This window comes from Sphingomonas faeni (genome assembly GCF_023195535.1).
GTDB lineage: Bacteria > Pseudomonadota > Alphaproteobacteria > Sphingomonadales > Sphingomonadaceae > Sphingomonas > Sphingomonas faeni_B.
The window spans coordinates 80,662-106,752 of the sequence record NZ_JALPNF010000006.1 but is presented as its reverse complement, the minus strand read 5'-3'; the positions used below and the strand labels follow the sequence as shown (position 1 = coordinate 106,752).

Below are 26,091 nucleotides of genomic sequence, written 5' to 3'. Positions count from 1 at the left end.
ATGAGCACCGCACTCATCCCCGCTTCATCCGGCGCGACCGAACGGTTCGCCAACCCCCTCCAGCAGATCAAGGGCGTGTTCGCGCAGCCGGCCGTCCGCCGCTCGCTGCCGATGGCGCTGATGGTCGGCCTGATCGCCGCCGCCGCGCTGGCGTGGATGAGCCTGTCGACGCCGCCGCAGAAGACGCTGTTCAGCGGCCTGCCGGATTCGGACAAGGCCGCGGTGACGTCGGCGCTGACCACCGCGAACATCAAGAGCCATATCGACGAAGGCACCGGCGCGCTGACGGTCGGCGAGGACGATTACAGCCGCGCGAAGATGCTGCTGGCGGGCCAGGGCCTGCCGAAGGCGGCGCCCGGCGGTTATGCGATCCTCGACCAGTTGCCGATGGGCGTTTCGCGTGCGGTTGAAGGCGAACGCCTCCGCCAGGCGCGCGAGTCCGAGATGGCCAAGTCGATCGAGGAAATCGATGCGGTCGCCGAGGCGCGCGTGCATCTCGCCATGCCGGAAGCGTCGGTGTTCGTCCGCGATAACGCGGCGCCATCGGCGTCGGTCATCCTGAAGCTTCAAGGCGGGCGTTCGCTGAGCGATGCGCAGGTCAGCTCGATCATCAATCTCGTCGCCTCGTCAGTGCCGGGCATGAAACCCGAGGCCGTGACGATCGTCGACCAGATGGGCGCGCTGCTCACCAAGGCCGGCGGCAACGACGGCGCGGGCGCCGCGAGCGACGCGCGGATCGATATCCAGCGCCGGATCGAGGACAAGTATCGCACCCAGTTGATCGCGCTTCTCACGCCACTGGTCGGTGCAGGCAATTTCACCGCCGAGGTCCAGGCCGACGTCAATCTCGACGAGAGCCAGGCGACGCGCGAGAGCTATGAAAAGCAGGGCGTGCTGCGCGCCGAGACGGGCAACTGGACCGGCAACCAGAAGGACGGCGCAGGCGCTGCTCCAGGCGGTATTCCGGGTGTGCTGAGCAACACCCCGCCCGCTGCCAGCACGCTGTCGGCGCCACAGCCTGCCACCGGCAATCCCGGCACGCCCGTCGCGCAGCCGGTCGCCGGGGGCCCCGCCCCCGATGCGATGAAGCAGTCCGACCAATATCAGCGCGCCTACGACCTCGGCCGCGAAGTGTCGGTGACGCGCGCCACGCCGGGCGGGGTCAAGCGCCTCTCGGTCGCCGTGCTCCTGCGCGATCCCGAAAAGGGCCGTCGCACCGCGATGGAGATCAACCAGATCAGCGATCTCGTGAAGAGCGCGGTCGGCTTCGATCAGGCGCGCAACGACAACGTCACGGTCATCAGCCGCAAGTTCGCCGGCGCCACCGATGCCGCCGCTGGCCCTGCCTGGTACGACAATGCCTGGCTGCCGGTACTCGCCCGCAACGGCACCGCGATCGTGATCGCGCTGCTGGTGCTGTTGCTCGGCGTCCGCCCGATCGCCAAGGCGCTGATGAAGAAGCGCGAGGATGCCACGACGCGTCCCGCGTTTGGCCAGCCGATCGGCGAACTCGATGGCGAGGGCGCACCCGCCGGGATAGGCGTGGCCGCCCCCGTCAGCCTCGACCAGCTCGAGAACACGCGTGGCTATGACGACCGGATCGGCGCGGTCCGCGGCTTCACCCGCGACAATCCTACGCGCGCTGCGCTCGCCGTGCGCGACATGATCAAGGCGGACGCGAAGTGAGCGAGGTTGCGCTTCGCACCTATACCGGCGTCGAGCGCGCCGCGGTGCTGATGATGCTGGTCGGCGAGGAGGAGGCCGCGGCCATCCTCCAGAAGCTCGAACCCGAAGAGGTGCGACAGCTCGGCGCGGCGATGTTCAAGGTCGCCGACGTGTCGGAGCAGGAAGTCGAGGACGTGCTCGACGATTTCGTCGACCGCGCCCGCGAGCGGACCGCGATCGGTTTCGACCCGCGGCCCAAGATCGAGGCGGTGATGAACCGCGCTCTGGGCCGTGAAAAGGCGGAGAGCGTACTCGCGCGGATCACGCCGGCAGAAGCTGCGTGCGAACTCGAACTGCTCGACTGGCTCGACGCGCCCGAGATCGCGGCGATGATCGAGAAGGAGCATCCGCAGATCGCCGCGGTGCTGATCGCCAACCTCGATGCGTCGGTCGGCGGCCAGGTCCTCGAACTGCTGCCCGATGCGGTCCAGCCCGACATCCTCCACCGCATCGCGCGACTCGGGCCGATCACGCCCGAAGCCGTCGATACGCTGCGCACGCTGCTCGCCAACCGCACCAGCACAGGGTCGACCGGCGCTGGCGTCACGCTGGGTGGCACACGCGAGGCGGCGAAGATTCTCTCCGGTGCGCGCAAAGCGACCGAACAGCGGGTGATGCCGAAACTGTTCAAGATCGATCGCGACGTAGCGAAGGCGATCGAGGAGGCGATGTTCGTCTTCGACAATCTGCTGGAGCTCGACGACAAGAATCTGGGCACGCTGATCCGCAACGTCGACAGCGAGATCCTGACCAAGTCGCTGAAAGGCGTCGACGAGACGATCCGCAACCGTTTCCTCGGCTGCATGTCGGCGCGCGCCGCCGACGGCATCCGCGACGAGATGGAAGCACGCGGGCCGATGAAGCTCGCCGAAGTGCTCGAAGCGCAAAAGGCGATGATCGCGATCGCGCGCGGGCTGGCGAAGGACGGCACGATCCAGATGGGCGGGGGCGAAGACGATTATGTCTAACGGCTTCACCGCGGGCTTCGCGTCGCGCCACACGACGACGGCGCACATCCTGGCGAGCGCGTTCGCGCCGCCGTCCGGCTTCGCCGCAGCGGATATCCGCGAGCGTGCGGCACCGCGTCCGACGAGCAATTTCTCGTCGCCGAGCTTCACCTCGCAACCCATCACGGAGCCGAGTGCGCCGAAACACTTCAGCCCGGCGGACAAGGACGTGAACCCGACCGCGGGCTGGGATCCGCTCGATCCGGTGAGCGAATCCTCGTTCATCGATCCGCTCGCCGACGCGCATGCCGCCGGTTATGCCGAGGGCCTCGCCGCTGCAGCCGCTGCCGCGCGGGACGCTGGAGCGCGCGACACCGCGTTGCTCGGCGATCTCGCCACCGCGCTGGGCGGCGACCGGATCGACCGCGAACGGGTCGCCGCCCAACTCCGCCAGACCGTGCTGTTCCTGGTTTCGAAACTGGTTGGCGAAGTCGGGATCGCGCCCGACGTCCTTGCCGGCCGGATCGAGACCGCCGCCGAACTCCTGTCGGACTCCGCCGAATCCGCACTGCTCCGCGTTCATCCCGACGATGTCGCATTGCTCGAAGGCCGCCTGCCGAAAACGATCTTCGCCGCGGGCGATCCGGGCGTCGCGCGCGGCAGCTTCGTACTCGAAAGCGCATCGACCATCGTCGAGGACGGCCCCGAACTCTGGCTCGATCAACTTGCGCAGGCGATCGACCGGGTGCCGGTGCCCAAATGCTGAACCGCTTTACCGCCGACTATCTCGAAACCCTCTCCAACGCCGATTTCGTCGCCAAGCCGAAGGTCTCGGGCCGCCTCGCGTCGTTCGACGGCCTGCTCATGGAAGCGGTCGGCCTGACCCTTCCGGTCGGCACCGTCTGCCAGGTCGGCGAAGGCGCGGCGAGCGTCGAGGCCGAGGTCATCGGCTTCCGCAACGGCCGCACGTTGATGATGAACCTCGGTGGCCCCGCCGCGCTGCTCCCGCGCGCGCCGGTCAAGCCGATCGGGCCTCCGGGTGAGGCCGAAGTCGGCGCCGCGCTGCTGGGTCGCGTGGTCGACGGCGCCGGCAAGCCGATCGACGGGCTCGGTCCGATCCGTGGTGCCGGGCGCTGGCCGCTGGCCGGCAAGCTCCAGTCGCCGCTCGACCGTGGCCGCGTGCTCGAACCGCTCGACGTCGGCGTGCGCGCGATCAACGGCCTGCTGACGATCGGCCAGGGCCAGCGCGTCGGCATCATGGCCGGGTCGGGCGTCGGCAAGTCGGTGCTGCTCGGCATGATCGTCCGCGCGGCCCAAGCCGACGTGATCGTCATCGGCCTGATCGGCGAGCGTAGCCGCGAAGTCGCCGACTTCCTCGAAACCAAGGTCGCCGGCGAAGCGCGCAAACGCTCGGTCGTCGTCGCCGTCCCCGCCAACCACTCCCCCGTCCTCCGCATCCGCGGCGCGCTCCGGGCGCACGCGATCGCCGAATCCTTCCGCGACGAGGGCAAGAAGGTCCTCCTCATCATGGATTCGCTGACCCGCGTCGCGCATGCCGGTCGCGAGATCGGCCTCGCGCTCGGCGAACCCGCGTCCGCGCGCGGTTATCCACCCAGCGCCATCGCGATGCTGCCGAACCTGATCGAGCGCGCCGGCGTCGACGTCCACACCGGCGGCTCGATCACCGCGATCTACACGGTGCTCGCGGACGGCGACGACGGCAACGATCCGGTGGTGGACTCGGCGCGCTCGATCCTCGACGGCCATATCGTCCTCAACCGCCACCTCGCCGAGCGCGGCGTCTACCCCGCGATCGACATCGGCCCGTCGGTCAGCCGCGTGATGACCGACATCGTCGACGCCCCCCATGCCAAGGCCGCGCGGACGCTCCGCCGCCACCTCGCCACCTATGAGGAAAACCGCGACCTCGTGCTGATGGGCGCCTACCGCCACGGCGCCGACCCTGCGATCGACGCCGCCATCGCCTGCCACCCGGCGGTCATGGAATATATCCGCCAGGACGCCGACGAGACCGTCTCGCTGAACGACGCGGTCGCCGAGCTCACCGGCGTGTTCGGCGGCTGAGATGGCGGATGCCCGCGGCAAGACGCTGGCGCGCATCCACCGCGTCCGCACGCTCCAGCTCGGTCTGACGCGTGCCGACGAAGCCCGCGCGCACGACAAGTTCGCCAGCGAACAGGCGCTTTCCGGCCGTATCGCGCTGCTCGCCGAAGCCGTAGCGCCGATCCACGAAACGCGCGCCGCGGTCTCGCTGGGCGCGTCGGCGCATTACCGCGACCGCCTGCAACAATCCGCCAATGCCGCGGTCGAACGCGTGCAGGCGGCCGAAAATCGCGTCGAACGCGCCGCCGAGGCAACCCGCGCCGCCAAGCGCGATCAAAGCGCGGTCGAGAAGCTGCTCGCGCGTGCCGACGCCGACGCGGTGCTCAAGGCGATCCGCGCGATGGAGGAAGCGCCCGCGTTCCGGAAGGTTCGGCACGATCCTTGCTGAGGGAGGGCTATGCGGCCGCGTGCCGATCGCCCGAACGAGTATTCTGCATGATCCAGATCGCCGTCCTTTCTCCCGTTCTCCCCGCGCAGACACGATCGCCGGCCGTGCAGAACGGGCGCACGGTGGTCGATTTCGCCGATTCCTTTGCACAGGCAAACGATGCGCTCGACGAGGGTGCGTTCCCCGGCCTGCCGCCTGCACCGTCAGCGCCGACGCCGCTCGTCCCCCTTACTGGCATCGCTCCCGATGCCGTCATCCTGCAGGACGTCGCCGTAACCGGCAACGTCTTGCCGATCGTGACGCACGCCGGTGACCAAGCGGTGGAATGGCAGCCCATACTCACACCCCACCCCGCGCAGACACTGGCGATTGCAAAGCCGTCACTGCTTCCGGCAAGCACCCTGACGCCCGAAATGGTCGAAACCGCGCCGCCCGCCGGCAAAGCCGAGCCGGTCGCGATCCCCGCCCAGGTCGTACGTATCGCCCGACCGACGGCGTTCGCCGTAATACGCCGCGATCCCCGCCCCAAGGATGGCCCTGCCCCGGACGAAGTTACGGAGCAGCCCGCCGAGGCCCCGATGCCGGCAAGCCCAACCATCGCCGCAGACATGATGCTCGCGCCGCAACCGGCGGTTCTCCCCTTGCCGGTCGTCGCGATCGCCGTCGATGTCGCCGAGACGGCGCATACGGATGACGGCACTGCGACGGCTCCACTATCGCCAGGACTTCCATCGTCTGTCGGCAAGTTCGCCGACGCCACGCCCTCCCGCACGACGGGCAAGGCTGGCCAGCAAGCGCAGGCCGCAGCACCGCAGACGGAAGAGACGACCGCACCCGCACCCATACCGCCTCCGGCAGCCGCTGCCGATACACGCCCTTCGTCCGCCGTCACGAGCAATGCGACGCTTGCTTCCAGTCCCGCGCAGAGCCTGCCGGTCGCCCTAGCTACCCTTCCACCGATCACCGCCCCACCGACACAAGTGGCGGGGCCCATCGTGCCGACATCCGTCTTGCCTTCCCTCACGGGTCCGGCATCCACGAGCAGAGGCGATACTCCGGCGTCGCCCGATCTCACCGACGCAGCGCCCGTATCGACCGGCATCGACCCGAACAACGCCATGACGCGCTGGGTCTCGACCGACGCCACAGCGCCCGTCGCACTGGCCGTGGCCCTACCCGACGCGATCCAGCCACAGCCGGGTATTGTCGCATCGGCAAGCCAGGTGTTCGGCGCGGCGATCCAGGCCGCGACCAGGGCGCGCGACGATCGCGACAAGGCGGACCCGACCATATCCTCGCTGGTAACCAGCGCGCCCGTATCGGCACCGGCGATCAGGACGGCCGAGACGCAGCACGCGCCGCTCGACATGCGTCAGGATCGCTGGCCGCACGCGATGATTGAACGGATCGAGATCCTCCGCGATGCCGCCGACGCCGGAGACACGCGGATCCGCCTGATCCCCGACGCGCTCGGTGCGATCGACGTATCGATGAGAAAGGACGGCGACACCGTCCGCGTCCATTTCCAAGCCGAGCAGAGCGCGACGCGCACCCTGTTGCAGGATGCCCAGCCACGGCTGGTCGAACTGGCCGAAGCGCGCGGGCTGAAGCTTGCCCAGGGATCGCTTGGCCAGGGATCGCTTGCGCAGGGCACGCCAGGCGACGGCGCCGCGAACAACGGCCAGCACCGCCCACCAACGACGCCGCAAGCCCCGACTCGCACCACGGCTTCGCCGGCGGTGGACGCAGCGCTCACCGAAGACACCCGAATCGCTTGAACCGAAGGACTCCGACATGGCCGACAAGAAAGATACTGCGGACGCAGCGCCCAAGAAAAAGGGCAAGATGAAGATGATCCTGATCGGCGGCGGTGCGCTGCTGGTCCTGGTCGGTGGCGGCGTCGGCGCGGGCGTCTATGCCAGTAACGCCGGGTTGCTCGGCGGCGGTCACGCGGCGGTCGACGATGGCAAGCCCAAGCTCGTCCCCAAGAGCGAGCAGAAGCATACTGGCGACGGCGACGACGAGGGCGGCGGTCATGGCGGCGGGGATGAAGCCGCACCCGAAAACCACGGCATGAAGCCCCCCGCAGGAGAGGGCGGCGACAAATACGCGTCGACCTATTACCCGATGGAGAAGGAATTTACCTCGAATCTCCAGGACTCGCCGCACTTCGTCCAGGTCGGGATCGCGGTCGCCACGCCGTACGACGACACCGTCATCACCAACCTCAAGACCAACGACATCGCGGTCCGCTCGGCGATCCTGATGGCGCTCGGCGACACCACCGAGGAGCAGGTGATGAGCAGCGACGGCAAGCGCCAGTTGCAGGTCCGGTTGGCCAAAGCGATCAACGACACGCTCAAGCAGAAGGAAGGCTTTGGCGGGATCGGTAACGTTTACTTTACCAGTTTCGTTGTTCAGTGAGGCATGGTTAACGAGGCCTCAGCAAAGACGCGCGAGCGACGCGACCGGGACCGCTCCGGCGCACCCCAGGGCGGCGTGCTGCATCAGGGCGTGCTCGGCGGGGCCAAGCTCAATCCGTTCGGCGACCTGCATTCGTTGCAGCATCTCTCCGCCCGGTTCGCGCGGGGCTTGCGCGCCGTGTTCGAGCCGTTGCTGCGCCAGGAGGTCCGTTGCTGGGCTGAGCCGTTGGTGGTCCAGCGCTTCACCGATTACCGCGCGGAACGCAGCGATGCGCTGACCGCGTGGCTGCCGCTGATCATGACGCCGGGGATGGCGCAGGCGCTGTGCATCATGGACGGCAAGTTCGTGCTCGAGATGCTCGACATGTTCTTCGGCGGTACCGGTGCCGCGCCGCACACGTTGCCGACCGAGTTCTCGCCCGCCGCCGAGGCGATGGTCGCACGGATCGGCCAGATGATCGCCGCGCCGCTGAAGACCGCGTGGGAGCCAATGGCGCGGTTCGACTTCCTGCCGACCCGCGTCGAGGTGAACCCGGCGATGATCGCCGAGCTCGACGGCGAGGACGCGATGATCGTCACGCGCTTCGGGATCGCCGCGGGCACCGCCAAGCCGGTGTTCCTCGACCTCGTCTATCCCGTCTCCGCGCTGAAGCCGCATGCGCCGTCGCTGACCGCCAAGGTCGTCGGCAAGTCGGCCGAACCCGATCCCGCCTGGCGCAACGAGCTGACGCGCGCCGCCATGAACGTGCGCTTCCCGATCCGCTCGGTGCTCGCCGAGCCGGTCGTCAAGCTGACCATGCTGATGGACCTGAAGCCCGGCGACGTGATCCCGATCACCATCTCGGGCGACGTGCCGGTGATGGTCGGCAACAACCGGCTCGGCTGCGGCACGGTCGGTACGTCCAACGGCTTCGCCGCCATCCAGCTCACCTCGATTACCAGTTTCGACGAAGGATTTGCAGCATGAACGACATGACCGGAGGCTTCCCCGTAGATGCTGCCGTCGCCGCCAATTTCCGGCTGCTCCAGGATGTCGACGTCAAGCTGACCGTCGAGATCGGCTCGACCAGCCTGACGCTGCGCGAACTGCTCGCGCTCGGCGAATCCAGCGTGATCGAGCTCGATCGCCAAGCCAACGAACTCCTCGATGTATTCGTCAACGGCACCCTGATCGGCCGCGGCGAAGTGGTGACGGTCGGCGAACGCTTCGGCGTTCGGATGACCGAGCTCGTGTCGCCCGACAAGCGCGGCTGAACCGATGCTCTGGACCTATATCCTCAAGCTCGTCATTCTGCTGCCACTCGTGTGCGGCCTGATGTTCGGCTGCCTGTATCTGTGGCGCAAGTTCGAGAGCCGGATCCCGGGCAAGCCCTCGACGCGACTGATCGGCGTCAAGGAAACGATGATGATCTCGCCGGGCCTGCGCCTCGCGGTGATCGATTTCGAGGGCCGCCGGCTGCTCGTCTCGGTCGGACGTGGCGGCGTGCACCTGATCGACAAGGTCGACGCATGAGCGCGGTCGCTCGTCCGACAGTGACCCGCAAGGGTTCGGGCCCTGCCCTGTTTGCCGCGCCGAAGCGCTCCCCGTTTTCCCGCGAACGCGGGAATCCAGGAGCCAAGACCGTTGCCCTCCATAACCCTGGATCCCCGCGTTCGCGAGGAAACAGCTTGGTGTGGATCGGCCTAGCCCTCCTGCTCGCCCTCTTCCTCGCGATGCCGGCCTTCGCGCAAGCCGTCCCCGCTCCGACCAACCCCGCCGTCGGCGACGCGGTCGATCGCGCGCTTGGCCAGCTCGGCGGACAGGCCGCGGGCAACACCGGCCAGAGCGGGTCGCTGTCGCTGAGCTTGCAAGTCCTCATCATCATGGGGCTGCTGACGATCCTGCCAGGGATCCTGCTGATGATGACCAGCTTCACGCGGATCATCATCGTGCTCGCGATCCTGCGCCAGGCGCTCGGCCTCCAGCAGACGCCGCCGAACCAGGTGCTGCTCGGGCTGTCGCTGTTCCTGTCGTTCTTCATCATGGCGCCGACCATAAGCCAGATCAACACGACCGCGATCCAGCCCTATGCCGCCGGGCAGCTCGCCGGCACGCAGATGATCACCACCGCTGGCGTCCCGCTGCACGCGTTCATGGTGAAGCAGACGCGCGTGAAGGACGTCACGATGTTCGCGCAGATCGCGAAGTCGGGGCCCTATGCCTCCTCGCTCGACATCCCGTTCTCGGTCCTGCTCCCCGCGTTCGTCACGTCGGAACTGAAGACCGCGTTCCAGATCGGCTTCCTGATCTTCCTCCCCTTCATCGTCATCGATCTGGTCGTCGCGACCGTGCTGATGTCGCTCGGCATGGCGATGCTCAGCCCGACGATCATCTCGCTGCCGTTCAAACTGCTATTGTTCGTGCTGGTCGACGGCTGGGCACTGACGATGGGCAGCCTCGCCAACTCGTTCGCGACCTGAGAGCATGGACGCGCAATATTTCCTGACCGTCGCCAACCAGACGATGTGGGTGCTGGCACTCGCCAGCGCGCCGATCCTGATCCCGGCGCTGCTGGCGGGGCTGATCCTCGGGATGATCCAGGCGGCGACGTCGATCAACGAACAGACGCTGTCGTTCGTGCCCAAGCTGGTGGTAGTCGCCGTGTCGATCCTGATCTTCGGGAGCCTGATCCTGGGGTTGCTGAGCGATTTCACGATCGGGATCTTCGAGCGTATTCCGGACTTGGTTAAATGAGCCAAAATTTCCGTTCGTCCCGAGTAGACTTCGAGCTCGTCGAGAAGGCGTATCGAGGGACAGGTACCTCGATACGGGCCCTCGACTTCGCTCGGTCCCTACTCGGCACGAACGGCAACTGAGATGTTGGGTTTCGGGCTCAGCATCGAGCCGCAGCTCTGGGCGCTCATCTTCGTGATGATCCGGATCGGTGCGACGTTCATCGCCGCGCCGGTGTTCGGCAACGTCTCGGTGCCCGTCACCGTGCGCGTCACCCTGTCGGGAGCGATCGGGTTCCTCGTGCTCGCTGCGCATCCGATCGTGCCGCCGCAACAAATCTTCGCCGTCTCCACCATCCTCTCCGCCGCCGCCGAAGCGCTGGTCGGCCTAGCGCTCGGCTTCGTGCTGCAGATTTCGTTCGCCGCGCCGATGATCGCGGCCGAAGTAATCGGCGGCGCGATGGGGCTCGGTTTCGCCTCCTCGATCGACCCGCAGAACGGCAAGTCGTCCCCCGCGCTCGGCCAGTTCTTCTCGATCATGCTCACCCTGCTGTTCCTGTCGGTCGACGGCCATCTGATCCTGATCGACCTGATCGTCCGGAGCTACGACGTGCTCCCGCCCGGTGCAGCCTGGATCGGCATCGAGCGGTTGAAGGCGATCGCGTTCTTCGGCGGCTATGCGTTCCTTGCCGGCCTGCTGCTCGCGCTCCCGGTCGGCTTTCTGCTGCTGTGCCTCAACATCGTCGTCGGCATGCTGAGCCGCGCCGCGCCCGCGCTGAACCTGTTTGCGGTCGGCCTCCCCGCCAGCCTCGCGGTCGGCGTCGTCACGCTGGCGATCGCGTTCCCGACGATGGGCGACTACATGCTCGTCATCGTCCGCGAAGGGCTGTCCGCCACCGAAAACCTGGTGCTCGGCTGATGTCCGAAGATTCCGGTGAAAAAACTGAATCCCCAACCGCCAAGCGCAAGAAGGATGCGGTCGATAAGGGCGACATCCTCCGCTCGCGCGATTTCGCCACCGCGCTCAGCATGGTCGCGGGCGTCGGCTGGCTGATCTACGCCGGCCCGCACCTCATCACTGCCTGCAAGCAGGTGATGGCATCCAGCTTCCAGTTCACCCACGCCGATGTCGAGGATTTCTCGCCGTGGCGCCCGTTGATGGAAGCAGGCGGCAAGCTCGCGCCGTCGCTGATCAGCCTGTTCGTCGTCACCATCGCCGCCGCGATCCTCAGCCAGGCCGGGCTCGGCTCGCTCGGCTTCAACGGCAAGCTGATGGCGCCTAAATACAGCCGGATCGATCCCGCGGCCGGCCTCAAGCGCATCTTCGGGTCGAACGGCTGGATCGAGCTCGGCAAGTCGCTGCTGAAGGTCATCCTGCTCGGCACGATCGGCGGCTGGATGCTGTGGAACGCCGCGCACACGACGATGGGGCTCGCCTCGTCCGCCGATCTGAACCAGGCCCTGTCGACGCTCGGCGGCACGTTCAAAGCGATCCTGATCGCGATGGCGTTCGGGCTGTGCGCGATCGCCGGCATCGACCTGCCGATCCAGATCATCCGCCGCCTTGGCAAGATGCGGATGTCGAAGCAGGAGGTGAAGGACGAGCACAAGTCGACCGAGGGCAATGGCGAGGCGAAGGGCCAGATGCGCGCGAAGATGCGCGCGATGGCGAGCGGCGGGCTGCGCAAGTCGGTCGCGGAGGCACATGTCGTGCTGACCAACCCGACGCATTTCGCCGTCGCGCTGCGCTACGATCGCGGCAAGGACCAGGTGCCGGTGGTGGTCGCCAAGGGGCGCGGCGCGACCGCACTGGCGATCCGCGAACTCGCCGCGGAGGGCCGCGTGCCGGTGCTCGAATATCCAATGCTCGCCCGCGCGGTCTATTACACCAGCAAGGAGGGGCAGGAAGTCCGCGACGACCTGTACATGGCGATCGCGACGGTGCTCGCCTTCGTCTTCGGGCTGAACGTTGCCGCAGGTGGCGCGGCGGCCCCGATCCAGCCGTTCGTCACCGTGCCGAAGGACGCTCGATTCGATGAAAATGGCATCAAACAGGCCTAAACATCGCGGCCGCCCGGCCGTTCTTACAGACGAGCGCGCACGTGCAGGGATTTCGCCATGGTAACATCGACGACGAGCACGACGGCCACGCCGACACCCGCGGCCACCCCGCAAAGTGCGGTCAACACCGCGACGCAAGCGCTGCTCAATGGGCTGAACGCGGGCTCGGGCGTCGACACCGGCACCTTGGTCACGTCGCTGGTCGAAGCCCAGTTCGCGGCACGCACGGCCGCACTGAAGGCGAAATCCGACACCCTCACCGCGCAGATCTCGGGCGTCGGTACGCTCAAGAGCACGATGACCGGCTTCTCCACCGCGCTCGCCAATCTGGTGAAGAGCGGCAGCCTGCAGTCGCAGCCCAGCAGTTCCAACAGCACCATCCTGTCCGCGACCGCGCTGTCGGGTGCGAAACTGTCGAACCTGTCGGCCAGCGTCACCGTCACGCGCCTTGCGACAGCGCAGGTCGCGCGTACCACGACAGCGGTCCCTGCCGCAGATCGTGCCGCCTCGCTCGATACCGGCGCGCTGACCCTGACGATCGGTAGCGGGGCGGGCATTCCGATCGATATCGGCGACGGCAGCATCGATGCGATCGCCGCCGGCATCAACGCGTCGAAGAGCGGCGTGACCGCCTCCGTCGTCACCGACGCGAATGGCGGTGCCTATCTGTCGGTCAAGGGTGGCACCGGCACCGCACAGGCGTTCACCTTGAAGGGTGACGGTGCCAGCGGTGCGGTGGATATCGGCGACGGTGCGACGCAGACCAGCCTGGTATCGACCGCGCAGAACGCGCTGCTCACCGTCGACGGCATCGAAGTCGAGCGACCGAGCAACACGGTCAGCGACCTTGTCGATGGCGTCAAACTGCAGCTCAACGCGGTGTCCACGGTCCCCGTCACGCTCGCCAGCAGCACGCCGACCGACGCGCTGACCCAGGCGATCAACGATGTCGTTACGACCTTCAACGAGGTGCTGAAGACGATCACCGAACAGACCGATCCGATCACCGGCAATCTCCGCGCCGACCCGGCCGCGACGGCCTTGCTCCGCTCGCTGAAGGCGCTGGTGTCGAAGCCGCTGGTCGGCGGCGCGACCGCGGGCATTCCGCGCAGTCTGTCCGAGATCGGCGTCGCGACCAACACCGATGGCACGCTGCGCGTCGATACCGCGCTGCTCGCCCGGCAGCTCGCCGCCTATCCCGACACGATCGAATCGATGTTCGCGCCGTCCTCCACCAACGTCCTCGGCCTGTCCGGCACGCTCAGCGCGCTCACCAACAGCGCGACGAACACGTTGACCGGCCTCGGCGCGTCGACCGCGCGGTATACGGCCGCCGAAGCCGACCTCGCCAAGCAGCAGGACAAGGTCACCGACCAGTCCGCTCAGCTCACCACGCGCCTGACGCAGCAATATGCGAGCATGAACTCGCGCGTGTCCGCGTACAAATCGACCCAGGCGTTCCTCACCAACCAGATCGCAGCCTGGAACAAGAGCTCGTGACCTACGCCAGTACCCTCGCACGCGATCCGTTCGCGACCTATCGCCAGATCGACGCGGTCGGCCGTACCGCCACCGCCGATGGCCCTGCCCTGGTCCAGCTGCTCTACAAGGAACTCGTCGCTGCCCTGCGCGCCGCCGCCTGGGCCTGCGAGAACCGCAAATTCTCCGTAAAGAGCGACCGGATCACGCGCGCCACCGCGATCCTGTTCGCACTCGAAGCCGGTCTGGACTTCGAAAAAGGCGGCCAGGTCTCGGAGACGCTCGCCCGCCTGTACGGCGGCGCGCGGAAAACCGTCATCAACGCCTCGCTCGGCCATGATCCGAAGCCGTTCCGCGATTCCGCGGACATGCTCGACGAGATCGCGCAGGCTTGGCGGACCGCCAGCGCCGCCTGACCTTTACCGCCGGAACCAATGGCGCCCGGCAAAGTACAGCACGACGCCCGCCGCGATCACCGCACAGGCGCCGGCGATCGCATCGAACGCCCAGGGCTCATCGGCATAAGGCAGCCCCTTCACGTTCATGCCGTATAGCCCGGTGAGAAACGTCAGCGGCAGGAACACCAGCGCCGCCACCGAGATGATCAGCGAGCGGTTGTCGATCTGTTCGGCGCGCAGGTCGGTCAGCGTCTCGTGGATCAGCGCGGCGCGTTCGCGGATCGATTCGAGTTCCTCCGCCATCCGCGCGGCCCGGTCCGCCGCCGCGGCCAGATGCAGCCGGTCGTCATCCGCCAGCCAGTCGCCGGGTAGCGCCGCCAGCTTCTCCAGCGCCGCCCGTTGTGGGCTCAGGAAACGCTTGTAGCCGATCGCCGCCACCCGCACCCTGCTGACCGCGCGGCGCAGTTCGAACACGCGGTTGGCGTCGAGCTGTTCCTCGCAATCGTCGAGCTGGTCGCCAAGCGACGCGACGTCGGGGTCGAGATCGGCGGTGATCGCGGTCGCGAACGCGGCGATCAGGTCCCCCGGATCGCGCACCTCGCCGCGTTCGACCATCTTTTCGACCTCGGCGACCGCGATCAACGGCTTCCGCGTGACCGAGAATACCCAGCCCTTCACCGCCCAGATCCGCACCGAGGCGAGCATGTCGGAGGTGTCGAGTTCCTCGTGCGAACGACCGCGGAGGTTGACGAATGCACCGTCGCCGACCGCTTCGCAGCGCGGCCGCGTCTCGGTCGCGGTCAGCGCGTCGACGACGTAATCGAGCAGCTTGGCCTCGTCGCGAAGCCACGTCTGCGCGTGCTCGGCGGTGGTCGACAGATGCACCCAGATAAGGTCCGCGGTGCAGCCGAGCGCTTCCTTCACGTCGATCCGCGCGGCCTTGCCGTCGGTGACGCGAAAGCCGAACCCGCTCACCGCACCATCTCGCTCACAGGGCCATCTCGACATCGACCGACAGGCCGGTGCCGGGATCGTTTGGCATCGGCTCGCACAGCCGCGCGGCATCGGCGCGCGCGCGGTCGAGGATCGCCGCAGGCACGTCGGGGCGATGATAGACGCGGTCGGCACTGGCCAGCGCCCGCGCCTGGCGCAACGTCAGGTCCTCGGGATCGTCGGAGAGTAGGACGAGCGTAATGGCGACGTCGCGCCTTGCCGCGGGCACGTCCGTCGGGGCCAGCCACGCGTCGACATCATGCGTCGGCGACAGCGGGTCTAACATGCCCCCCGCCCCCATCGCCGTCGCCAGCGCACGGCGGCGCTCGCCCATGTCGGGCCAGCGCTTCCGCAACGCGCCACGCGCCGCCTGCAACGCCAGCGCGAGCTTGCCCAGATCGGCGGGCACCAGTGCCTCCAGCCGCTGCCGCAACGCCGCCGCCAGCCCCGCCGACACGCCGCTCGTCCCGATCGCGATCAGCACCGGCGCGCGGTCGACGATCGCCGGCAGCGTGAAGTCGCACAGCGCCGAACGATCGACCGCATTGACGAGGATCCCCCGCGCCTTCAGCCGCGCGACCGCCGCCAGTGCCTCGTCCTCGTCGTCGATCGCGACGATCGCCAATGACGCTGCGGCATCCTCGCCGACCACGTCCGCGCCCGCACGATCGAGCAATCGCCGCTTCGCATCCGCCGCCTCGCCCTCGCCGAGCAGGATCACCGGTCGCCCCGCCAGCCTGACGAACAGCGGCAGGCTCTGTAGCGGAAGCGGTGCGGGGGTCACCGCTTGAGCCATTCCGGCACGCGCTCGGCCGCCAGGATCGTCTCCGGGTGGATGCGATCGGCGACCACCGCAAACCGGTCGCCATCGACCAGCACCTCGGGCACCAGCGCGCGACTGTTATAGGTCGAGGCCATCGTCGCGCCGTAAGCGCCCGCGGTGCGGAATACGCCGAGATCGCCCGACTTCACCGCGTCGATATCGCGCCCCATCGCGAAGGTATCACCGGTCTCGCACACCGGCCCGGCGATGTTCGCCATCATCCGCTCGCCGGTCGGCGCGACCGCGACGAAATCATGATACGCGTCATACATCGCCACGCGCGCGAGGTCGTTCATCGCCGCATCGACGATCACGTACGGGTTCACGACCCCCGGCTTCACCCAGATCACCTCGGTCAGCAGCACGCCGGCATTGCCCGCGATCACGCGACCGGGCTCGAACATCAGTTCGACGTCCCAATCGGCAGTCGCGCGCGCGACCATCGCGCCGTAGTCGGCGGGGCTCGGCAGCACATCGCCGGGCTTGTAGGGCACGCCGAGACCCCCACCGAGATCGACGCGGCTGATCCTATGCCCGGCGGCGCGCAGTTCCGCGACGAGTTCGCCGATCCGCGCATAGGCAGCCTCGAGCGGCGCGAGGTCGGCGAGCTGGCTGCCGATGTGGATCGCGACGCCGCGCAGGTCGAGCCCGTCATGCTTTGACAGCCGATCGAACATCGCGACCGCCTGGTCGATCGCCACGCCGAACTTGTTCTCCTTGCGCCCGGTCGAGATCTTCGCATGCGTGCCGGCATCCACGTCGGGATTCACGCGCAGCACCGCCGGCGCGCGTTCGCCGCGAGCATGCGCCAACGCCGCGAGCACTTCGCCCTCCTCCTCCAGCTCCAGATTGAACTGGCCGATCCCGGCATCCAGCGCCTGTGCAAGCTCACCCCGCGTCTTGCCGACCCCCGAGAACACGATGTCCGACGCCGGAATCCCCGCCGCCAGCGCGCGCTGCATCTCGCCCGCCGAAACGACATCGGCACCATAGCCCTCGTCGGCGAGCACACGCAGCACCGCGACGTTCGGGTTCGCCTTAATCGCATAGGCCAGATGGACGCGTCCCGCAGGCTTCAGCGCATCGCGAAACACCTGCGCATGGCGGCGGAAGGTGGCGGTCGAATAGACGTAGACGGGCGTACCGACGGCCTCGGCGATCGCCGGCAGGGCGACGTCCTCGGCATGCATCACACCGTCGCGATAGTCGAAATGGTTCATGGATCAGGTCTTCAATTTGGCGGCGGCAGGTCGAACTCGTCGCTGCGTCGCTCGTCGGATTTGGTCAGCAGCTCGTCGCTGCGCTGCGGGCGTTGCTGCGTGGTAGGCGTGAGCAGCTCCGCGGCGGTCGGCTGGGTCTTCGCACCATAGGGCGCGACCGGGAGCGTCTTGCCCTCCGCCGGGACGAGCCCGTCCGCTGCGCCGCAACCCGACAGAGCCAGCGCCAGTCCCACGATGCCAAAAAGCCGTTTCATGCCGTATCGCCCCGAGCTGCACGGATCGCAGCGCGCACATTGTCGGGCGCAGTGCCGCCGAAGCTGGTCCGGCTGGCGACCGACGCGTCGACCGAGAGCACGCCGTACACGCGTTCGTCGATCCGCGCATCGATTGCCTTCAAGTCGTCGATCGGCAACGCATCGAGCGCCACCTTGCGCTCTTCCGCCAGCTTGACGCAGCGCCCGGTGACATGATGCGCCTCGCGGAACGGCAGCCCCGCCTCGCGCACCAGCCAGTCGGCGAGATCGGTCGCGGTCGCAAAGCCGCTCTCGGCCAGCCCGCGCATCCGATCGGTGCGGAACGTCGCGCTCTCGACCATCCCGGTCATCGCCGCGATCGACAGCGCGAGCAGGTCGTGCGCCTCGAACACCGGCGGCTTGTCGTCCTGCATGTCCTTCGAATAGGCGAGCGGCAGGCCCTTCATCGTCACCATCAGTGCGGTCATGCAGCCGAGGATGCGCCCCGCATGGCCGCGCACCAGCTCGGCCGCATCGGGATTGCGCTTCTGCGGCATGATCGAGCTGCCGGTCGACCATTGATCGCTCAGCGCGACGAAGCCGAACGGCTGCGACGCCCACAGCACGAACTCCTCGGCGAGCCGCGACAAATGCAGCGAAGTCTGCGTCGCGGCGGTGAGATATTCGATCGCGAAATCACGGTCGCTGACGCCGTCGAGCGAGTTGGTCATCGGCCCGTCGAAGCCCAGGGCCTTCGCCGTCATCTCCCGGTCGATCGGAAAGCCCGTACCCGCCAGCGCGGCCGAACCGAGCGGCGAACGGTTCATCCTTGCGCGGGCATCCACGAACCGCCCGACGTCGCGCGAAATCATCGCGTGGTACGCCATCAGGTGATGCCCGAGCGTTACCGGCTGCGCAGACTGGAGGTGCGTGAACCCGGGCATCACGCTCGCGGCATGCTCTTCTGCACGGGTCAGCAATGCCGCCTGGAACTCGCCGAGCGCCGCCAGCGCCTGGTCGATCGCATCGCGCACCCAGAGCCGGAAATCGGTCGCGACCTGGTCGTTGCGCGAGCGAGCGGTGTGCAGCCGCCCCGCGACCGGACCGATCGCCTCGGCGAGCCGCGCCTCGGTCTGCATATGAATATCTTCGAGGACCAGATCCTCCTCGACGCCATGCTCGACATAATGCGCCGCCACCGTGTCGAGCCCGGCGGAGATCGTCGCGGCATCCTCCGCCGATACGATGCCCTGCTTGCCGAGCATCGCGACATGCGCCTTCGAGCCGGCAATATCCTGCTGCCAGAGCCGCTTGTCGAAGGGAATGGAGGCGTTTATCTCGCGCATGACCGCTGCCGGCCCCTCGGCGAACCGCCCACCCCACATCGAATTGGAACCGTCCATGTTCTCGCGTCCTGTGTTCAATTCGCTGCCGATCGCCTGTCTTGCCGGGATGGGCCTGCTGGTCGCCGGCTGCGATAGGAAATCGCCCGCGCCGGAGCAAGCAAACGTCGTCGCGGCGAACACGGCGTCCGCCGACGAGGTCGCGCCCGGCCCCGCGCCCGACGAAGCGACCGGCCCCGCCGCCAGCACCGAAAAGCTCGACCGCAGCCACAAGGGCGAGACCGGCCCGGCGGTCGCCTTCACCGCCCCCGACGGCAAGCCGGTCACGCTCGCCTCGTTCAAGGGCAAGCCGTTGCTGCTCAACCTGTGGGCCACCTGGTGCGCGCCGTGCGTCGCGGAAATGCCGACGCTCGACGCCGCGGCGAAATCGCTCGCTAGCAAGGTGCAGGTGATCGCGGTCAGCCAGGACATGCAGGGCGCGGAAAAGGTGACGCCGTTCTTCGCCGAGAAGAAGTTCACGACGCTGCAGCCGTATCTAGATCCGAAGCTCGGCCTCAGCCTCGCCTATCAGGCGAACCTGCCGACCACGATCCTCTACGATTCGGCGGGCAAGGAAGTCTGGCGGATGACCGGCGGCTATGAATGGAACACACCCGCCGCGGCCAAGCTCATCACGGAGGCGTCTTAATCCCTCCGCACGACGGAGCAGTGTGCCGACTCGCCTTGGTGACGAGCCAAAGGTTGATGGCGAGCCGGCACCCCCGTCCTAACGCACGAATGACGAAAAAATGTGTAAACCGGGCAGAGACTGATCCAAATACGACGAGCCGAGCTTCAGCGCGCGTACCGGCTTGGCGTGCCGTCATAGGGGGGGTGAGCCAACAGCCCAGTTGCTTCCACGGCCGTCAGCCCCTTAGGAAAATGCTCGATCTACCGTGGAACCTACCCGGCGAAAGGGGATGAGATGACCGAACCCCGTATCGCCCGGCTATCCAATCGCCACCGCGATGTGCTCCGCGGTGTCGCAGCACTCCGCAAGACCAAGCAGATCGCCGCCGATCTCGGTATCGCGCCGGGCACCGTCGACGGGTATATTGCCGAAGCGGTCCGTATTCTGGGCGCCGTCGACCGCGGCGATGCCGCGCGCATGTTCGCGAAGCACGAATGCGTCGACGACCGTCCGATCGGCGACCCCGGACATTCCGGGGGGCAATCTCCATGGGTGTCCGCGTCTGCCTCTCCCGTGACAGAACTCCGGCAGCCGGTGATCGACCCGGAGGTATCTCGCGATGCCGGCACAGTCAGGCCGGCGACTTTTTCGAGACTACTTCCGATCCGTCGTGCAGGGCAGCGCAGCAACGACCTTCCCGTCGTAGCGAGGCTGCTTTGGATACCGGCTATCGCAGTGATCCTCGCAATCGGCTTCGGCATGCTTGCAAGCGGTCTTACGGTGCTCGCCGAGTTGATCGAACGGCTGGGGCGCTTGTCAGGTTAACCGATCGGGAAGGCCGCATTAGGCGGAGAATCGCATGGACCCACAGCTCACGCGGACCGGCAAGGACATCGGCGTCCTGCTGAATAGGCTCGAAGCCCAATTGGCCGAAGCCTTTGCGATCTGCTCGCACCTCGCGGTCGCAACGACGACGTTCGGCGGCAGCGCCGGCGTAACCCCTCGGATCGCTCAACCCGTCGTCCACGAACTCGGTGCCACAATGGCCGCGATCGCCCAGGCACAAGGCCACGTCATCGCCGCCCATCGCGGTGCCGAAAGGATCGGCAAATTCGTCGGTTTCGGCGATGGTCTGCCCAAACCTGATCAGGCCTTCTTCGCCGGCGCGGACGATCATCATCTCTCGATCGTTGCCGCGGCAGCCTGAAGACCGGGCGGATCGCGCGCGATGATCCACATTCTGGTCTATTATGCCGTTGCGCTGGCGACATGCTGGTTCGCGTTTCGTCATGGCGGCTTGCCGGAAAGGATCGTCGCTGCGGCATTCCTGCTCGCGGCGATCGTCTCAAGCATGGTGGCATTTTCGGTCCGGCCGGCGTTCCGCTCGGTCGACGGCGCGCTGCTGTCGGTCGATGTCGTCCTGCTGGGTGGGTTGATCGCCGTCGCGATGTTCGCGAACCGGTTCTGGCCGATCTGGATCAGCGCGCTGCATCTCCTCGCAATCGCGGTGCACGGCGTGAGGGCGTATGATCCGACACTGGTACCGTGGATGTACGCGGCGGCGATTAGCAAGATCGCCTATCCGATGCTCGCCGTGTTGATCGTCGGCACCGAACGCCATCGACGACGGCGATCGTCACAGGGTTGCGACCCGGACTGGTCGCCAAGCGCGTCGAGTGTCGCGAAATCGCCGCGCTGAGCCCGCCACGAGTCCCGGCAACATTCACCGATACTGATTACAAGACATGGAGCGACGCCGATGAGCGACCCCCTTCGGCTGCGTTACCCAGCGCAGCACCCATCACCTGATCCCGTACCCACAGAAGGCGCGCCGGCGCCCATACCGTCCGGTACCTCCACCCGTGCCGCAAGCACCATGCCTGGTGTCGATCCGTCCACGCCGACCGAACTCGACCGTGCCCGCGCCCTGATGCATCAGCAACAGGCGCGATCCGCCGCCTTCGCACCAGTGCGTGCGCTGTTCCACGATCCGGCCTGGGACATATTGCTCGGCTTGTTCATCGCCTATGAAGAAGGCAAGCCGCTGACGATCGACACGGTACGGGCGACTACCGGGCTATCCGAAGTCGCGGTCCGACGTTGGCTGCTCACGCTCGAGCATCGCGGGCTGATTACCTGCTGGCCACAGACCGCAACGCTATCCGAACGCTCCCTCGGCTTAACCAACGACGCCCTGACCAGGATGCTGCAATTTCTGCAGAAAATTTAGGGAGCGCTGGATGCCCCGTGAGGATTCGAACCTCAATAGGCGGTATCAGAAACCGCAGTCTTACCATTAGACGACGGGGCATCAGCGAGGGCGCGATCTAGGCGGGCGGTTTGGCGCTGTCAACGCCAAGATGTTGCCGATGTGCCACGTCGCTTGCGTAATCGCGCCGCCGCGCTACATTCGTGATCAAGCACCGGGCGGGTATTTTCCCGCGGCGGCAGACATAGATAGCGAGTTTTACGGCGATGGGGGATGTTTCCGCCCGAATGCCGTTCCGGCAGGGTGGTCCTGCCCGTCCGGCGATGACCCGGCCCTCTCGTGGGCGGTGGGCCGATGCGCAGGCGTTTGCCGCGCTCGATCTTGGCACCAACAATTGCAGATTGCTGATCGCGCGGCCCCAGGCTGGCGGGTTCGCGGTGATCGACGCGTTCTCGCGAATCGTGCGGCTGGGCGAGGGCCTGGCGTCGACCGGCAAGTTGAGCGACGCGGCGATCGAGCGGACGATCGCCGCTCTACGCGTGTGTTCGGACAAGTTGCAGCGGCGTAACGTCACGCTGGCGCGATCGGTCGCGACGGAGGCGTGTCGGCAGGCGTCGAACGGGCCGGACTTCATCGCGCGCGCATTGGCCGAGACGGGGATCCACCTCGACATCATTTCTGCCGAGGAAGAGGCGCGGTTGGCGGTGCTCGGCTGCCATGCGCTGATCGAGCCGGGGGAGGATCCCGCGCTCGTATTCGATATCGGCGGCGGATCGACCGAGCTGGTGCTGATCGATACCTCGACGCCTGTTCCGACCGTGCTTGACTGGCATTCGGCGCCGTGGGGCGTGGTGTCGCTGACCGAGCATGCCGGCGGTGGCGAGGGCGAAGACGGTCGCCGTGCCGCGTATGCGAAGATGCGGCAGGTCGTGGCGGACAGTTTCGCTGGGTTTGCGAGCCGCCTGCCGCGGCATATCGAGCGGCCGCGGTTGCTTGGCACCAGCGGCACGGTGACGACGCTCGGCAGCGTGCATCTCGGGCTGAGCCATTACGACCGGTCGGTGGTCGACGGGCTGATCGTACCCGCGTCGGCGATGCGGCGGATCAGCGCCGACCTTTCCCATATGTCGATCACGGAGCGCGCCAAGCTGCCGTGCATCGGCAACGAGCGCGCCGACCTGGTGGTCGCGGGCTGTGCGATTTTGGAGACGATCATGGATTTGTGGCCCGCCGAACGGCTCGGCATCGCCGACCGCGGTATTCGCGAAGGCATACTGCGCGGCTTGATGGGCTCGCCCAAGCCCGGCAAAGCCACGGGAGCGACGGCATGAGCCGCGGCGGCTCCGGCGGGCATGTCCGCGTGCTCACCGCGCGCAAGCGGACCGCGCAGTCGACGCGCTGGCTAGAGCGGCAGCTGAACGATCCGTATGTGAAGCGTGCCAAGGCCGACGGCTATCGCAGTCGCGCGGCGTACAAGCTGATCGAGCTGGACGAGCGGTTCGAGCTGATCCGGGGATCGAAGCGCGTGGTCGATCTCGGTCTCGCGCCGGGCGGCTGGGCGCAGGTGATCCGACGGCGGATCCCCAAGGCGACGGTCGTGGGCATCGACCTGCTCCCGGTCGATCCGATCGAAGGCGTGACGATCTTCGAAATGGATTTCCTCGACGACGCAGCCCCTGGCAAGCTGATCGAGGCGCTGGGCGGCGCACCGGATCTGGTGCTGTCGGACATGGCGGCGAACACCGTCGGGCATCCGCAGACCGATGCCTTGCGGACGATGGCGCTGGTCGAAACCGCGCTGCATTTTGCATGCGAGGTGCTGGAGCCGGGTGGGACCTTCGTGTCGAAGGTGTTCGCGGGCGGTGCGGATTCCGAGCTGGTCGCGGAGATGAAGCGGAACTTCAAGACGGTGAAGCATGCCAAGCCACCGGCGAGCCGCAAGGGGTCGGTCGAGTGGTTCGTGGTGGCACAGGGGTTTAAGGGTCGGTCAGCGGATTAGCGTGGCTAATCCGCGTCGCGGACCGACGCCGGCCAGCGTTGCGCAGCAACGACTGACGACACGGCTTCGCCGTGGCGCCCTGCCTTAGGGTAGTCCGAGGCGCAGCAGCAGATTACGAATAAGCTTGTTTCCCCGCGAAGGCGGGGATCCAGACTGGGCTCCCGCCTTCGCGGGAGAACAATGGGGTGGGCAGTTAGCCCGTCTGAAACTTGGCTCGTAACTCGCGTCATCGTCATCCTCGCGCAGGCGGGGATCCATATGCTCAGGCGTCTACGATCCTACGAGAGCCTAGCCAATATGGGTTCCCGCCTCCGCGGGAATGACGAGGGGCTGGACCATCCCACGCGTGCCCTCACCCTTCCCACGGCGAAGTCGCCGCGGGCCCCTTCCCTCTCCCCTTCAGGGAGAGGGTATAGAAAAAGCCCGCGGACTTGGGTCCACGGGCTCTCTCTGTTTCGCGCGCCGCGGCAAAGCCGCGTCGTCGGTCGGGCGATGCCCGCCGGCCGGGGTTTCGGCCGAGCCGCGGATTAGCTTTCGCTAATCCCGCTGCCTCAACCCTCGTAATCCGCCCCAAGATTCTGGTTCCGCGGCGGCGCAGCAGCGGTAAGACGCAACGCTTCGGCCGAAGCTGCCAGGCTGCCAACGGCGTCGACCTCGTCGTCGTCGTCGACGCGAACCTTCTGCAAGCCCTGGATGACCTGTTCCTTGAGATGCGCTGGCTTGACGTTCTCGTCGGCGATCTCGCGCAGCGCGACGACCGGGTTCTTGTCGCGGTCGCGGTCGAGCGTCAGTTCGGCGCCGCCCGAGATCTGGCGCGCACGCTGGGCCGCGAACAACACCAGGTCGAACCGGTTGGGGATCTTGTCGACACAATCCTCGACGGTAACGCGCGCCATGCGGCTTCCTTCGTAACAACGATAGAATGAGAATGCGTCGCCTAGGGGGGGTAGCCCGCAAAGTCAAGAATTGCGCGGATCAGCGTCCCTGGGTTGCCACTCGAGCCCCCCATGTCCATCACGCACGCCATGGACGATCCCACCGAACAGCCGACATTCGCCGTCGACGGCAACCAGATGACGCTGCTCGATACCGGCCCGCGCCGCCTCGACGCGGTGCTCGCGCTGATCGACGGCGCCGAGCGCACCCTGCGCATACTCTATTACATCTACGCCGACGACGAGTCGGGCAAGCGCGTCAACGCCGCGCTCATCGCCGCCGCCAAGCGCAGGGTCGACGTCGCGCTGATCGTCGACGGCTTCGGCAGCGACGATGCCCCCGACGCGTTTTTCGAACCGCTGGAAACCGTCGGCATCTCCGTCTGCCGGTTCTCTGCACGGTTCGGCCGCCGCTATTTGCTGCGCAACCACCAGAAGCTCGCGCTCGCCGACGAAGCGCGGATGATCATCGGCGGCTTCAACATCGAGGACGGTTATTTCGGCACCGCCGCCGAACAGGCCTGGCGCGACCTCGGTCTGCTGGTCGAGGGGCCGGCGGCAGGCCGGCTGGCCGGGTATTTCGACGCCTTGAAGGACTGGATCCACGAGCCCAAGGGCAAGCTGCGCCGGCTGAATGCCGCGCTGTCGCGCTGGAGCGAGACCAAGGGCACAACACGGTGGCTGATCGGCGGACCGACGCGGAAGCTGTCGCCCTGGGCGCGCGCGGTACGCGACGACATGCGTGCCGGACGACGGATCGACATCATTGCCGGCTATTTCACGCCCAGCCCCGCGCTGCTGCGGCGGCTCGACAAGGCCGGGCGTCGGCAGGCGGACGTGCGGATCGTCACGGCCAGCAAATCGGACAACAACGCGACGATCGCCGCCGCGCGGTTCACCTATGCGGGGCTGTTGCGGAAGGGCGTGCGGGTGTTCGAATACCAGCCGACCAAGCTGCACACGAAGCTGTATGTGATCGACGACGCGGTCCATGTCGGCTCGGCGAATTTCGACATGCGCAGCCTGTTCATCAACCTCGAGTTGATGCTGCGGATCGAGGATGCGGCGTTCGCCGCGCATGTCCGGGGGTATATCGACGGCGAAGTGGCGAAATCGACCGAGGTGACCAAGGCGCTGTACCAGGCGAACACCGGCTGGGTGCAGCGGTTGAAGCAGCTCGGTGCGTATTTCGTGGTCGCGGTGGTGGACCCGAGCTTGTCGCGTGGACTGAACTTCGGGATCGACGAATAGGCCGCGCCTGATCGACCTGCTCAAACGCCGACCGCCTGATCAATCGTCACGCCCGTCCACAACCCGTCACCCCAGCGAAAGCTGGGGTATCCCCGTTGAAGCGGGCATGGGCTCGAACCGAGATACCCCAGCTTTCGCTGGGGTGACGAAGCTTGGGG

At 67.0% G+C, this 26,091-nt stretch carries 30 protein-coding genes and 1 tRNA gene; 24 read left to right on the top strand and 7 right to left on the bottom strand.

Annotated elements, in window-relative coordinates; all coding sequences use genetic code 11:
- From fliF to SPHN_RS12640, 16 genes are all read left to right on the top strand, one after another.
- Positions 1-1,686, top strand: coding sequence for a flagellar basal-body MS-ring/collar protein FliF (gene fliF, locus SPHN_RS12715; protein ID WP_248523836.1), 1,686 nt, complete (start codon positions 1-3; stop codon positions 1,684-1,686).
- Positions 1,683-2,693, top strand: coding sequence for a flagellar motor switch protein FliG (fliG, locus tag SPHN_RS12710; protein ID WP_187504372.1), 1,011 nt, complete (start codon positions 1,683-1,685; stop codon positions 2,691-2,693). Before fliF ends, fliG begins: the two co-directional genes overlap by 4 nt.
- Positions 2,686-3,438, top strand: a complete 753-nt coding sequence (locus tag SPHN_RS12705; RefSeq protein ID WP_248523835.1) for a FliH/SctL family protein — start codon at positions 2,686-2,688, stop codon at positions 3,436-3,438. The genes fliG and SPHN_RS12705 overlap by 8 nt, the downstream gene beginning before the upstream one ends.
- Positions 3,432-4,757, top strand: a complete 1,326-nt coding sequence (locus SPHN_RS12700; protein ID WP_187504374.1) for a FliI/YscN family ATPase — start codon at positions 3,432-3,434, stop codon at positions 4,755-4,757. The genes SPHN_RS12705 and SPHN_RS12700 overlap by 7 nt, the downstream gene beginning before the upstream one ends.
- Before the next feature lies 1 nt (position 4,758).
- Complete coding sequence (locus SPHN_RS12695; protein ID WP_248523834.1) at positions 4,759-5,184, top strand: hypothetical protein; 426 nt, start codon at positions 4,759-4,761, stop codon at positions 5,182-5,184.
- Between the two features lie 47 nt (positions 5,185-5,231).
- Positions 5,232-6,962, top strand: a complete 1,731-nt coding sequence (locus SPHN_RS12690) for a flagellar hook-length control protein FliK (protein ID WP_248523833.1) — start codon at positions 5,232-5,234, stop codon at positions 6,960-6,962.
- A 16-nt stretch (positions 6,963-6,978) separates the two neighbouring features.
- Complete coding sequence (locus SPHN_RS12685) at positions 6,979-7,608, top strand: flagellar basal body-associated FliL family protein (protein WP_248523832.1); 630 nt, start codon at positions 6,979-6,981, stop codon at positions 7,606-7,608.
- 3 nt (positions 7,609-7,611) lie between these two features.
- A complete protein-coding gene (locus SPHN_RS12680; RefSeq protein ID WP_248523831.1) occupies positions 7,612-8,574 on the top strand; it encodes a flagellar motor switch protein FliM in 963 nt (320 codons plus the stop codon).
- Positions 8,571-8,861: a flagellar motor switch protein FliN gene (gene fliN, locus SPHN_RS12675; RefSeq protein ID WP_056054132.1), complete on the top strand. Its 291-nt coding sequence runs from the start codon at positions 8,571-8,573 to the stop codon at positions 8,859-8,861. Before SPHN_RS12680 ends, fliN begins: the two co-directional genes overlap by 4 nt.
- 4 nt (positions 8,862-8,865) lie before the next feature.
- Complete coding sequence (locus SPHN_RS12670) at positions 8,866-9,120, top strand: flagellar biosynthetic protein FliO (RefSeq protein ID WP_056054129.1); 255 nt, start codon at positions 8,866-8,868, stop codon at positions 9,118-9,120.
- Between the two features lie 200 nt (positions 9,121-9,320).
- A complete protein-coding gene (fliP, locus tag SPHN_RS12665) occupies positions 9,321-10,067 on the top strand; it encodes a flagellar type III secretion system pore protein FliP (protein ID WP_187504378.1) in 747 nt (248 codons plus the stop codon).
- 4 nt (positions 10,068-10,071) lie between these two features.
- Positions 10,072-10,341 (top strand): flagellar biosynthesis protein FliQ, encoded by a 270-nt coding sequence (gene fliQ / locus SPHN_RS12660; protein ID WP_055874447.1) that lies wholly within the window; start codon positions 10,072-10,074, stop codon positions 10,339-10,341.
- A gap of 123 nt (positions 10,342-10,464) precedes the next feature.
- A complete protein-coding gene (gene fliR / locus SPHN_RS12655; protein ID WP_187504379.1) occupies positions 10,465-11,238 on the top strand; it encodes a flagellar biosynthetic protein FliR in 774 nt (257 codons plus the stop codon).
- Positions 11,238-12,380, top strand: a complete 1,143-nt coding sequence (gene flhB, locus SPHN_RS12650) for a flagellar type III secretion system protein FlhB (protein ID WP_248523830.1) — start codon at positions 11,238-11,240, stop codon at positions 12,378-12,380. The genes fliR and flhB overlap by 1 nt, the downstream gene beginning before the upstream one ends.
- A gap of 57 nt (positions 12,381-12,437) precedes the next feature.
- Positions 12,438-13,880, top strand: coding sequence for a flagellar filament capping protein FliD (fliD, locus tag SPHN_RS12645; protein WP_248523829.1), 1,443 nt, complete (start codon positions 12,438-12,440; stop codon positions 13,878-13,880).
- Positions 13,877-14,275 carry a flagellar protein FliS gene (locus SPHN_RS12640; RefSeq protein ID WP_248523828.1) on the top strand — a complete coding sequence of 133 codons (399 nt, stop codon included), beginning with the start codon at positions 13,877-13,879 and terminating at the stop codon, positions 14,273-14,275. The genes fliD and SPHN_RS12640 overlap by 4 nt, the downstream gene beginning before the upstream one ends.
- A 3-nt stretch (positions 14,276-14,278) precedes the next feature.
- Here the strand turns inward: SPHN_RS12640 and SPHN_RS12635 are convergent, their stop codons facing one another.
- The 5 genes from SPHN_RS12635 to argH are packed head-to-tail and all read right to left on the bottom strand — an operon-like array spanning position 14,279 to position 18,911.
- Positions 14,279-15,232, bottom strand: a complete 954-nt coding sequence (locus SPHN_RS12635; RefSeq protein ID WP_248523827.1) for a CorA family divalent cation transporter — start codon at positions 15,230-15,232, stop codon at positions 14,279-14,281.
- Between the two features lie 13 nt (positions 15,233-15,245).
- Complete coding sequence (locus tag SPHN_RS12630; RefSeq protein WP_248523826.1) at positions 15,246-16,046, bottom strand: precorrin-2 dehydrogenase/sirohydrochlorin ferrochelatase family protein; 801 nt, start codon at positions 16,044-16,046, stop codon at positions 15,246-15,248.
- Entirely contained in the window at positions 16,031-17,293 is a 1,263-nt protein-coding gene (gene lysA, locus SPHN_RS12625; RefSeq protein WP_248523825.1) for a diaminopimelate decarboxylase, read from the bottom strand. Before lysA ends, SPHN_RS12630 begins: the two co-directional genes overlap by 16 nt.
- A gap of 11 nt (positions 17,294-17,304) precedes the next feature.
- The gene (locus SPHN_RS12620) at positions 17,305-17,547 is read right to left on the bottom strand and encodes a hypothetical protein (RefSeq protein WP_248523824.1); all 243 of its coding nucleotides are present in this window, start codon (positions 17,545-17,547) and stop codon (positions 17,305-17,307) included.
- A complete protein-coding gene (argH, locus tag SPHN_RS12615; RefSeq protein WP_432715094.1) occupies positions 17,544-18,911 on the bottom strand; it encodes an argininosuccinate lyase in 1,368 nt (455 codons plus the stop codon). Before argH ends, SPHN_RS12620 begins: the two co-directional genes overlap by 4 nt.
- 16 nt (positions 18,912-18,927) lie before the next feature.
- Here argH and SPHN_RS12610 point away from each other — a divergent pair, with 16 nt between their 5' ends.
- The 5 genes from SPHN_RS12610 (at position 18,928) to SPHN_RS12590 (ending at position 21,769) form a co-directional block, all read left to right on the top strand.
- Entirely contained in the window at positions 18,928-19,557 is a 630-nt protein-coding gene (locus SPHN_RS12610; RefSeq protein WP_248523821.1) for a TlpA family protein disulfide reductase, read from the top strand.
- Positions 19,558-19,833: 276 nt separating this feature from the next.
- Positions 19,834-20,364: a helix-turn-helix domain-containing protein gene (locus SPHN_RS12605; RefSeq protein ID WP_248523820.1), complete on the top strand. Its 531-nt coding sequence runs from the start codon at positions 19,834-19,836 to the stop codon at positions 20,362-20,364.
- 34 nt (positions 20,365-20,398) lie between these two features.
- Positions 20,399-20,746: a hypothetical protein gene (locus tag SPHN_RS12600; protein ID WP_248523818.1), complete on the top strand. Its 348-nt coding sequence runs from the start codon at positions 20,399-20,401 to the stop codon at positions 20,744-20,746.
- A 21-nt stretch (positions 20,747-20,767) separates the two neighbouring features.
- Positions 20,768-21,238: a hypothetical protein gene (locus tag SPHN_RS12595; protein WP_248523816.1), complete on the top strand. Its 471-nt coding sequence runs from the start codon at positions 20,768-20,770 to the stop codon at positions 21,236-21,238.
- A 60-nt stretch (positions 21,239-21,298) separates the two neighbouring features.
- Positions 21,299-21,769 (top strand): hypothetical protein, encoded by a 471-nt coding sequence (locus SPHN_RS12590; protein WP_248523814.1) that lies wholly within the window; start codon positions 21,299-21,301, stop codon positions 21,767-21,769.
- Between the two features lie 7 nt (positions 21,770-21,776).
- On the opposite strand, the gene SPHN_RS12585 is transcribed toward SPHN_RS12590, so the two are convergent.
- Positions 21,777-21,850 (bottom strand) — tRNA-Gln (locus SPHN_RS12585).
- A 185-nt stretch (positions 21,851-22,035) separates the two neighbouring features.
- Between SPHN_RS12585 and SPHN_RS12580 the strand changes: the two genes are divergently transcribed.
- Positions 22,036-23,079, top strand: coding sequence for a Ppx/GppA phosphatase family protein (locus tag SPHN_RS12580; protein ID WP_432715088.1), 1,044 nt, complete (start codon positions 22,036-22,038; stop codon positions 23,077-23,079).
- Positions 23,076-23,747 carry an RlmE family RNA methyltransferase gene (locus SPHN_RS12575; RefSeq protein ID WP_056487962.1) on the top strand — a complete coding sequence of 224 codons (672 nt, stop codon included), beginning with the start codon at positions 23,076-23,078 and terminating at the stop codon, positions 23,745-23,747. The genes SPHN_RS12580 and SPHN_RS12575 overlap by 4 nt, the downstream gene beginning before the upstream one ends.
- A gap of 551 nt (positions 23,748-24,298) precedes the next feature.
- Here the strand turns inward: SPHN_RS12575 and rpoZ are convergent.
- Positions 24,299-24,643, bottom strand: a complete 345-nt coding sequence (gene rpoZ, locus SPHN_RS12570) for a DNA-directed RNA polymerase subunit omega (protein ID WP_055882033.1) — start codon at positions 24,641-24,643, stop codon at positions 24,299-24,301.
- 129 nt (positions 24,644-24,772) lie between these two features.
- Between rpoZ and SPHN_RS12565 the strand changes: the two genes are divergently transcribed.
- Positions 24,773-25,933, top strand: coding sequence for a phospholipase D-like domain-containing protein (locus SPHN_RS12565; protein WP_248524033.1), 1,161 nt, complete (start codon positions 24,773-24,775; stop codon positions 25,931-25,933).
- The last annotated feature ends 158 nt before the right edge of the window (positions 25,934-26,091 follow it).

What these genes read in the sequence shown, in the direction of transcription:
- SPHN_RS12700 (WP_187504374.1), top strand. Translation starts at nt 3,432, where the DNA reads ATGCTGAACCGCTTTACCGCCGACTATCTCGAAACCCTCTCCAACGCC.
- SPHN_RS12610 (WP_248523821.1), top strand. Translation starts at nt 18,928, where the DNA reads ATGTTCTCGCGTCCTGTGTTCAATTCGCTGCCGATCGCCTGTCTTGCC.
- lysA (WP_248523825.1), bottom strand. Translation starts at nt 17,293, where the DNA reads ATGAACCATTTCGACTATCGCGACGGTGTGATGCATGCCGAGGACGTC.
- SPHN_RS12705 (WP_248523835.1), top strand. Translation starts at nt 2,686, where the DNA reads ATGTCTAACGGCTTCACCGCGGGCTTCGCGTCGCGCCACACGACGACG.
- fliF (WP_248523836.1), top strand. Translation starts at nt 1, where the DNA reads ATGAGCACCGCACTCATCCCCGCTTCATCCGGCGCGACCGAACGGTTC.
- fliN (WP_056054132.1), top strand. Translation starts at nt 8,571, where the DNA reads ATGAACGACATGACCGGAGGCTTCCCCGTAGATGCTGCCGTCGCCGCC.
- SPHN_RS12670 (WP_056054129.1), top strand. Translation starts at nt 8,866, where the DNA reads ATGCTCTGGACCTATATCCTCAAGCTCGTCATTCTGCTGCCACTCGTG.
- SPHN_RS12695 (WP_248523834.1), top strand. Translation starts at nt 4,759, where the DNA reads ATGGCGGATGCCCGCGGCAAGACGCTGGCGCGCATCCACCGCGTCCGC.
- SPHN_RS12690 (WP_248523833.1), top strand. Translation starts at nt 5,232, where the DNA reads ATGATCCAGATCGCCGTCCTTTCTCCCGTTCTCCCCGCGCAGACACGA.
- fliP (WP_187504378.1), top strand. Translation starts at nt 9,321, where the DNA reads ATGCCGGCCTTCGCGCAAGCCGTCCCCGCTCCGACCAACCCCGCCGTC.
- SPHN_RS12630 (WP_248523826.1), bottom strand. Translation starts at nt 16,046, where the DNA reads ATGGCTCAAGCGGTGACCCCCGCACCGCTTCCGCTACAGAGCCTGCCG.
- SPHN_RS12605 (WP_248523820.1), top strand. Translation starts at nt 19,834, where the DNA reads ATGACCGAACCCCGTATCGCCCGGCTATCCAATCGCCACCGCGATGTG.
- rpoZ (WP_055882033.1), bottom strand. Translation starts at nt 24,643, where the DNA reads ATGGCGCGCGTTACCGTCGAGGATTGTGTCGACAAGATCCCCAACCGG.
- SPHN_RS12680 (WP_248523831.1), top strand. Translation starts at nt 7,612, where the DNA reads ATGGTTAACGAGGCCTCAGCAAAGACGCGCGAGCGACGCGACCGGGAC.
- SPHN_RS12600 (WP_248523818.1), top strand. Translation starts at nt 20,399, where the DNA reads ATGGACCCACAGCTCACGCGGACCGGCAAGGACATCGGCGTCCTGCTG.
- SPHN_RS12590 (WP_248523814.1), top strand. Translation starts at nt 21,299, where the DNA reads ATGAGCGACCCCCTTCGGCTGCGTTACCCAGCGCAGCACCCATCACCT.
- SPHN_RS12595 (WP_248523816.1), top strand. Translation starts at nt 20,768, where the DNA reads ATGATCCACATTCTGGTCTATTATGCCGTTGCGCTGGCGACATGCTGG.
- fliQ (WP_055874447.1), top strand. Translation starts at nt 10,072, where the DNA reads ATGGACGCGCAATATTTCCTGACCGTCGCCAACCAGACGATGTGGGTG.
- SPHN_RS12620 (WP_248523824.1), bottom strand. Translation starts at nt 17,547, where the DNA reads ATGAAACGGCTTTTTGGCATCGTGGGACTGGCGCTGGCTCTGTCGGGT.
- SPHN_RS12575 (WP_056487962.1), top strand. Translation starts at nt 23,076, where the DNA reads ATGAGCCGCGGCGGCTCCGGCGGGCATGTCCGCGTGCTCACCGCGCGC.
- argH (WP_432715094.1), bottom strand. Translation starts at nt 18,911, where the DNA reads ATGTGGGGTGGGCGGTTCGCCGAGGGGCCGGCAGCGGTCATGCGCGAG.
- SPHN_RS12685 (WP_248523832.1), top strand. Translation starts at nt 6,979, where the DNA reads ATGGCCGACAAGAAAGATACTGCGGACGCAGCGCCCAAGAAAAAGGGC.
- SPHN_RS12580 (WP_432715088.1), top strand. Translation starts at nt 22,036, where the DNA reads ATGCCGTTCCGGCAGGGTGGTCCTGCCCGTCCGGCGATGACCCGGCCC.
- SPHN_RS12565 (WP_248524033.1), top strand. Translation starts at nt 24,773, where the DNA reads ATGGACGATCCCACCGAACAGCCGACATTCGCCGTCGACGGCAACCAG.
- flhB (WP_248523830.1), top strand. Translation starts at nt 11,238, where the DNA reads ATGTCCGAAGATTCCGGTGAAAAAACTGAATCCCCAACCGCCAAGCGC.
- fliR (WP_187504379.1), top strand. Translation starts at nt 10,465, where the DNA reads ATGTTGGGTTTCGGGCTCAGCATCGAGCCGCAGCTCTGGGCGCTCATC.
- fliD (WP_248523829.1), top strand. Translation starts at nt 12,438, where the DNA reads ATGGTAACATCGACGACGAGCACGACGGCCACGCCGACACCCGCGGCC.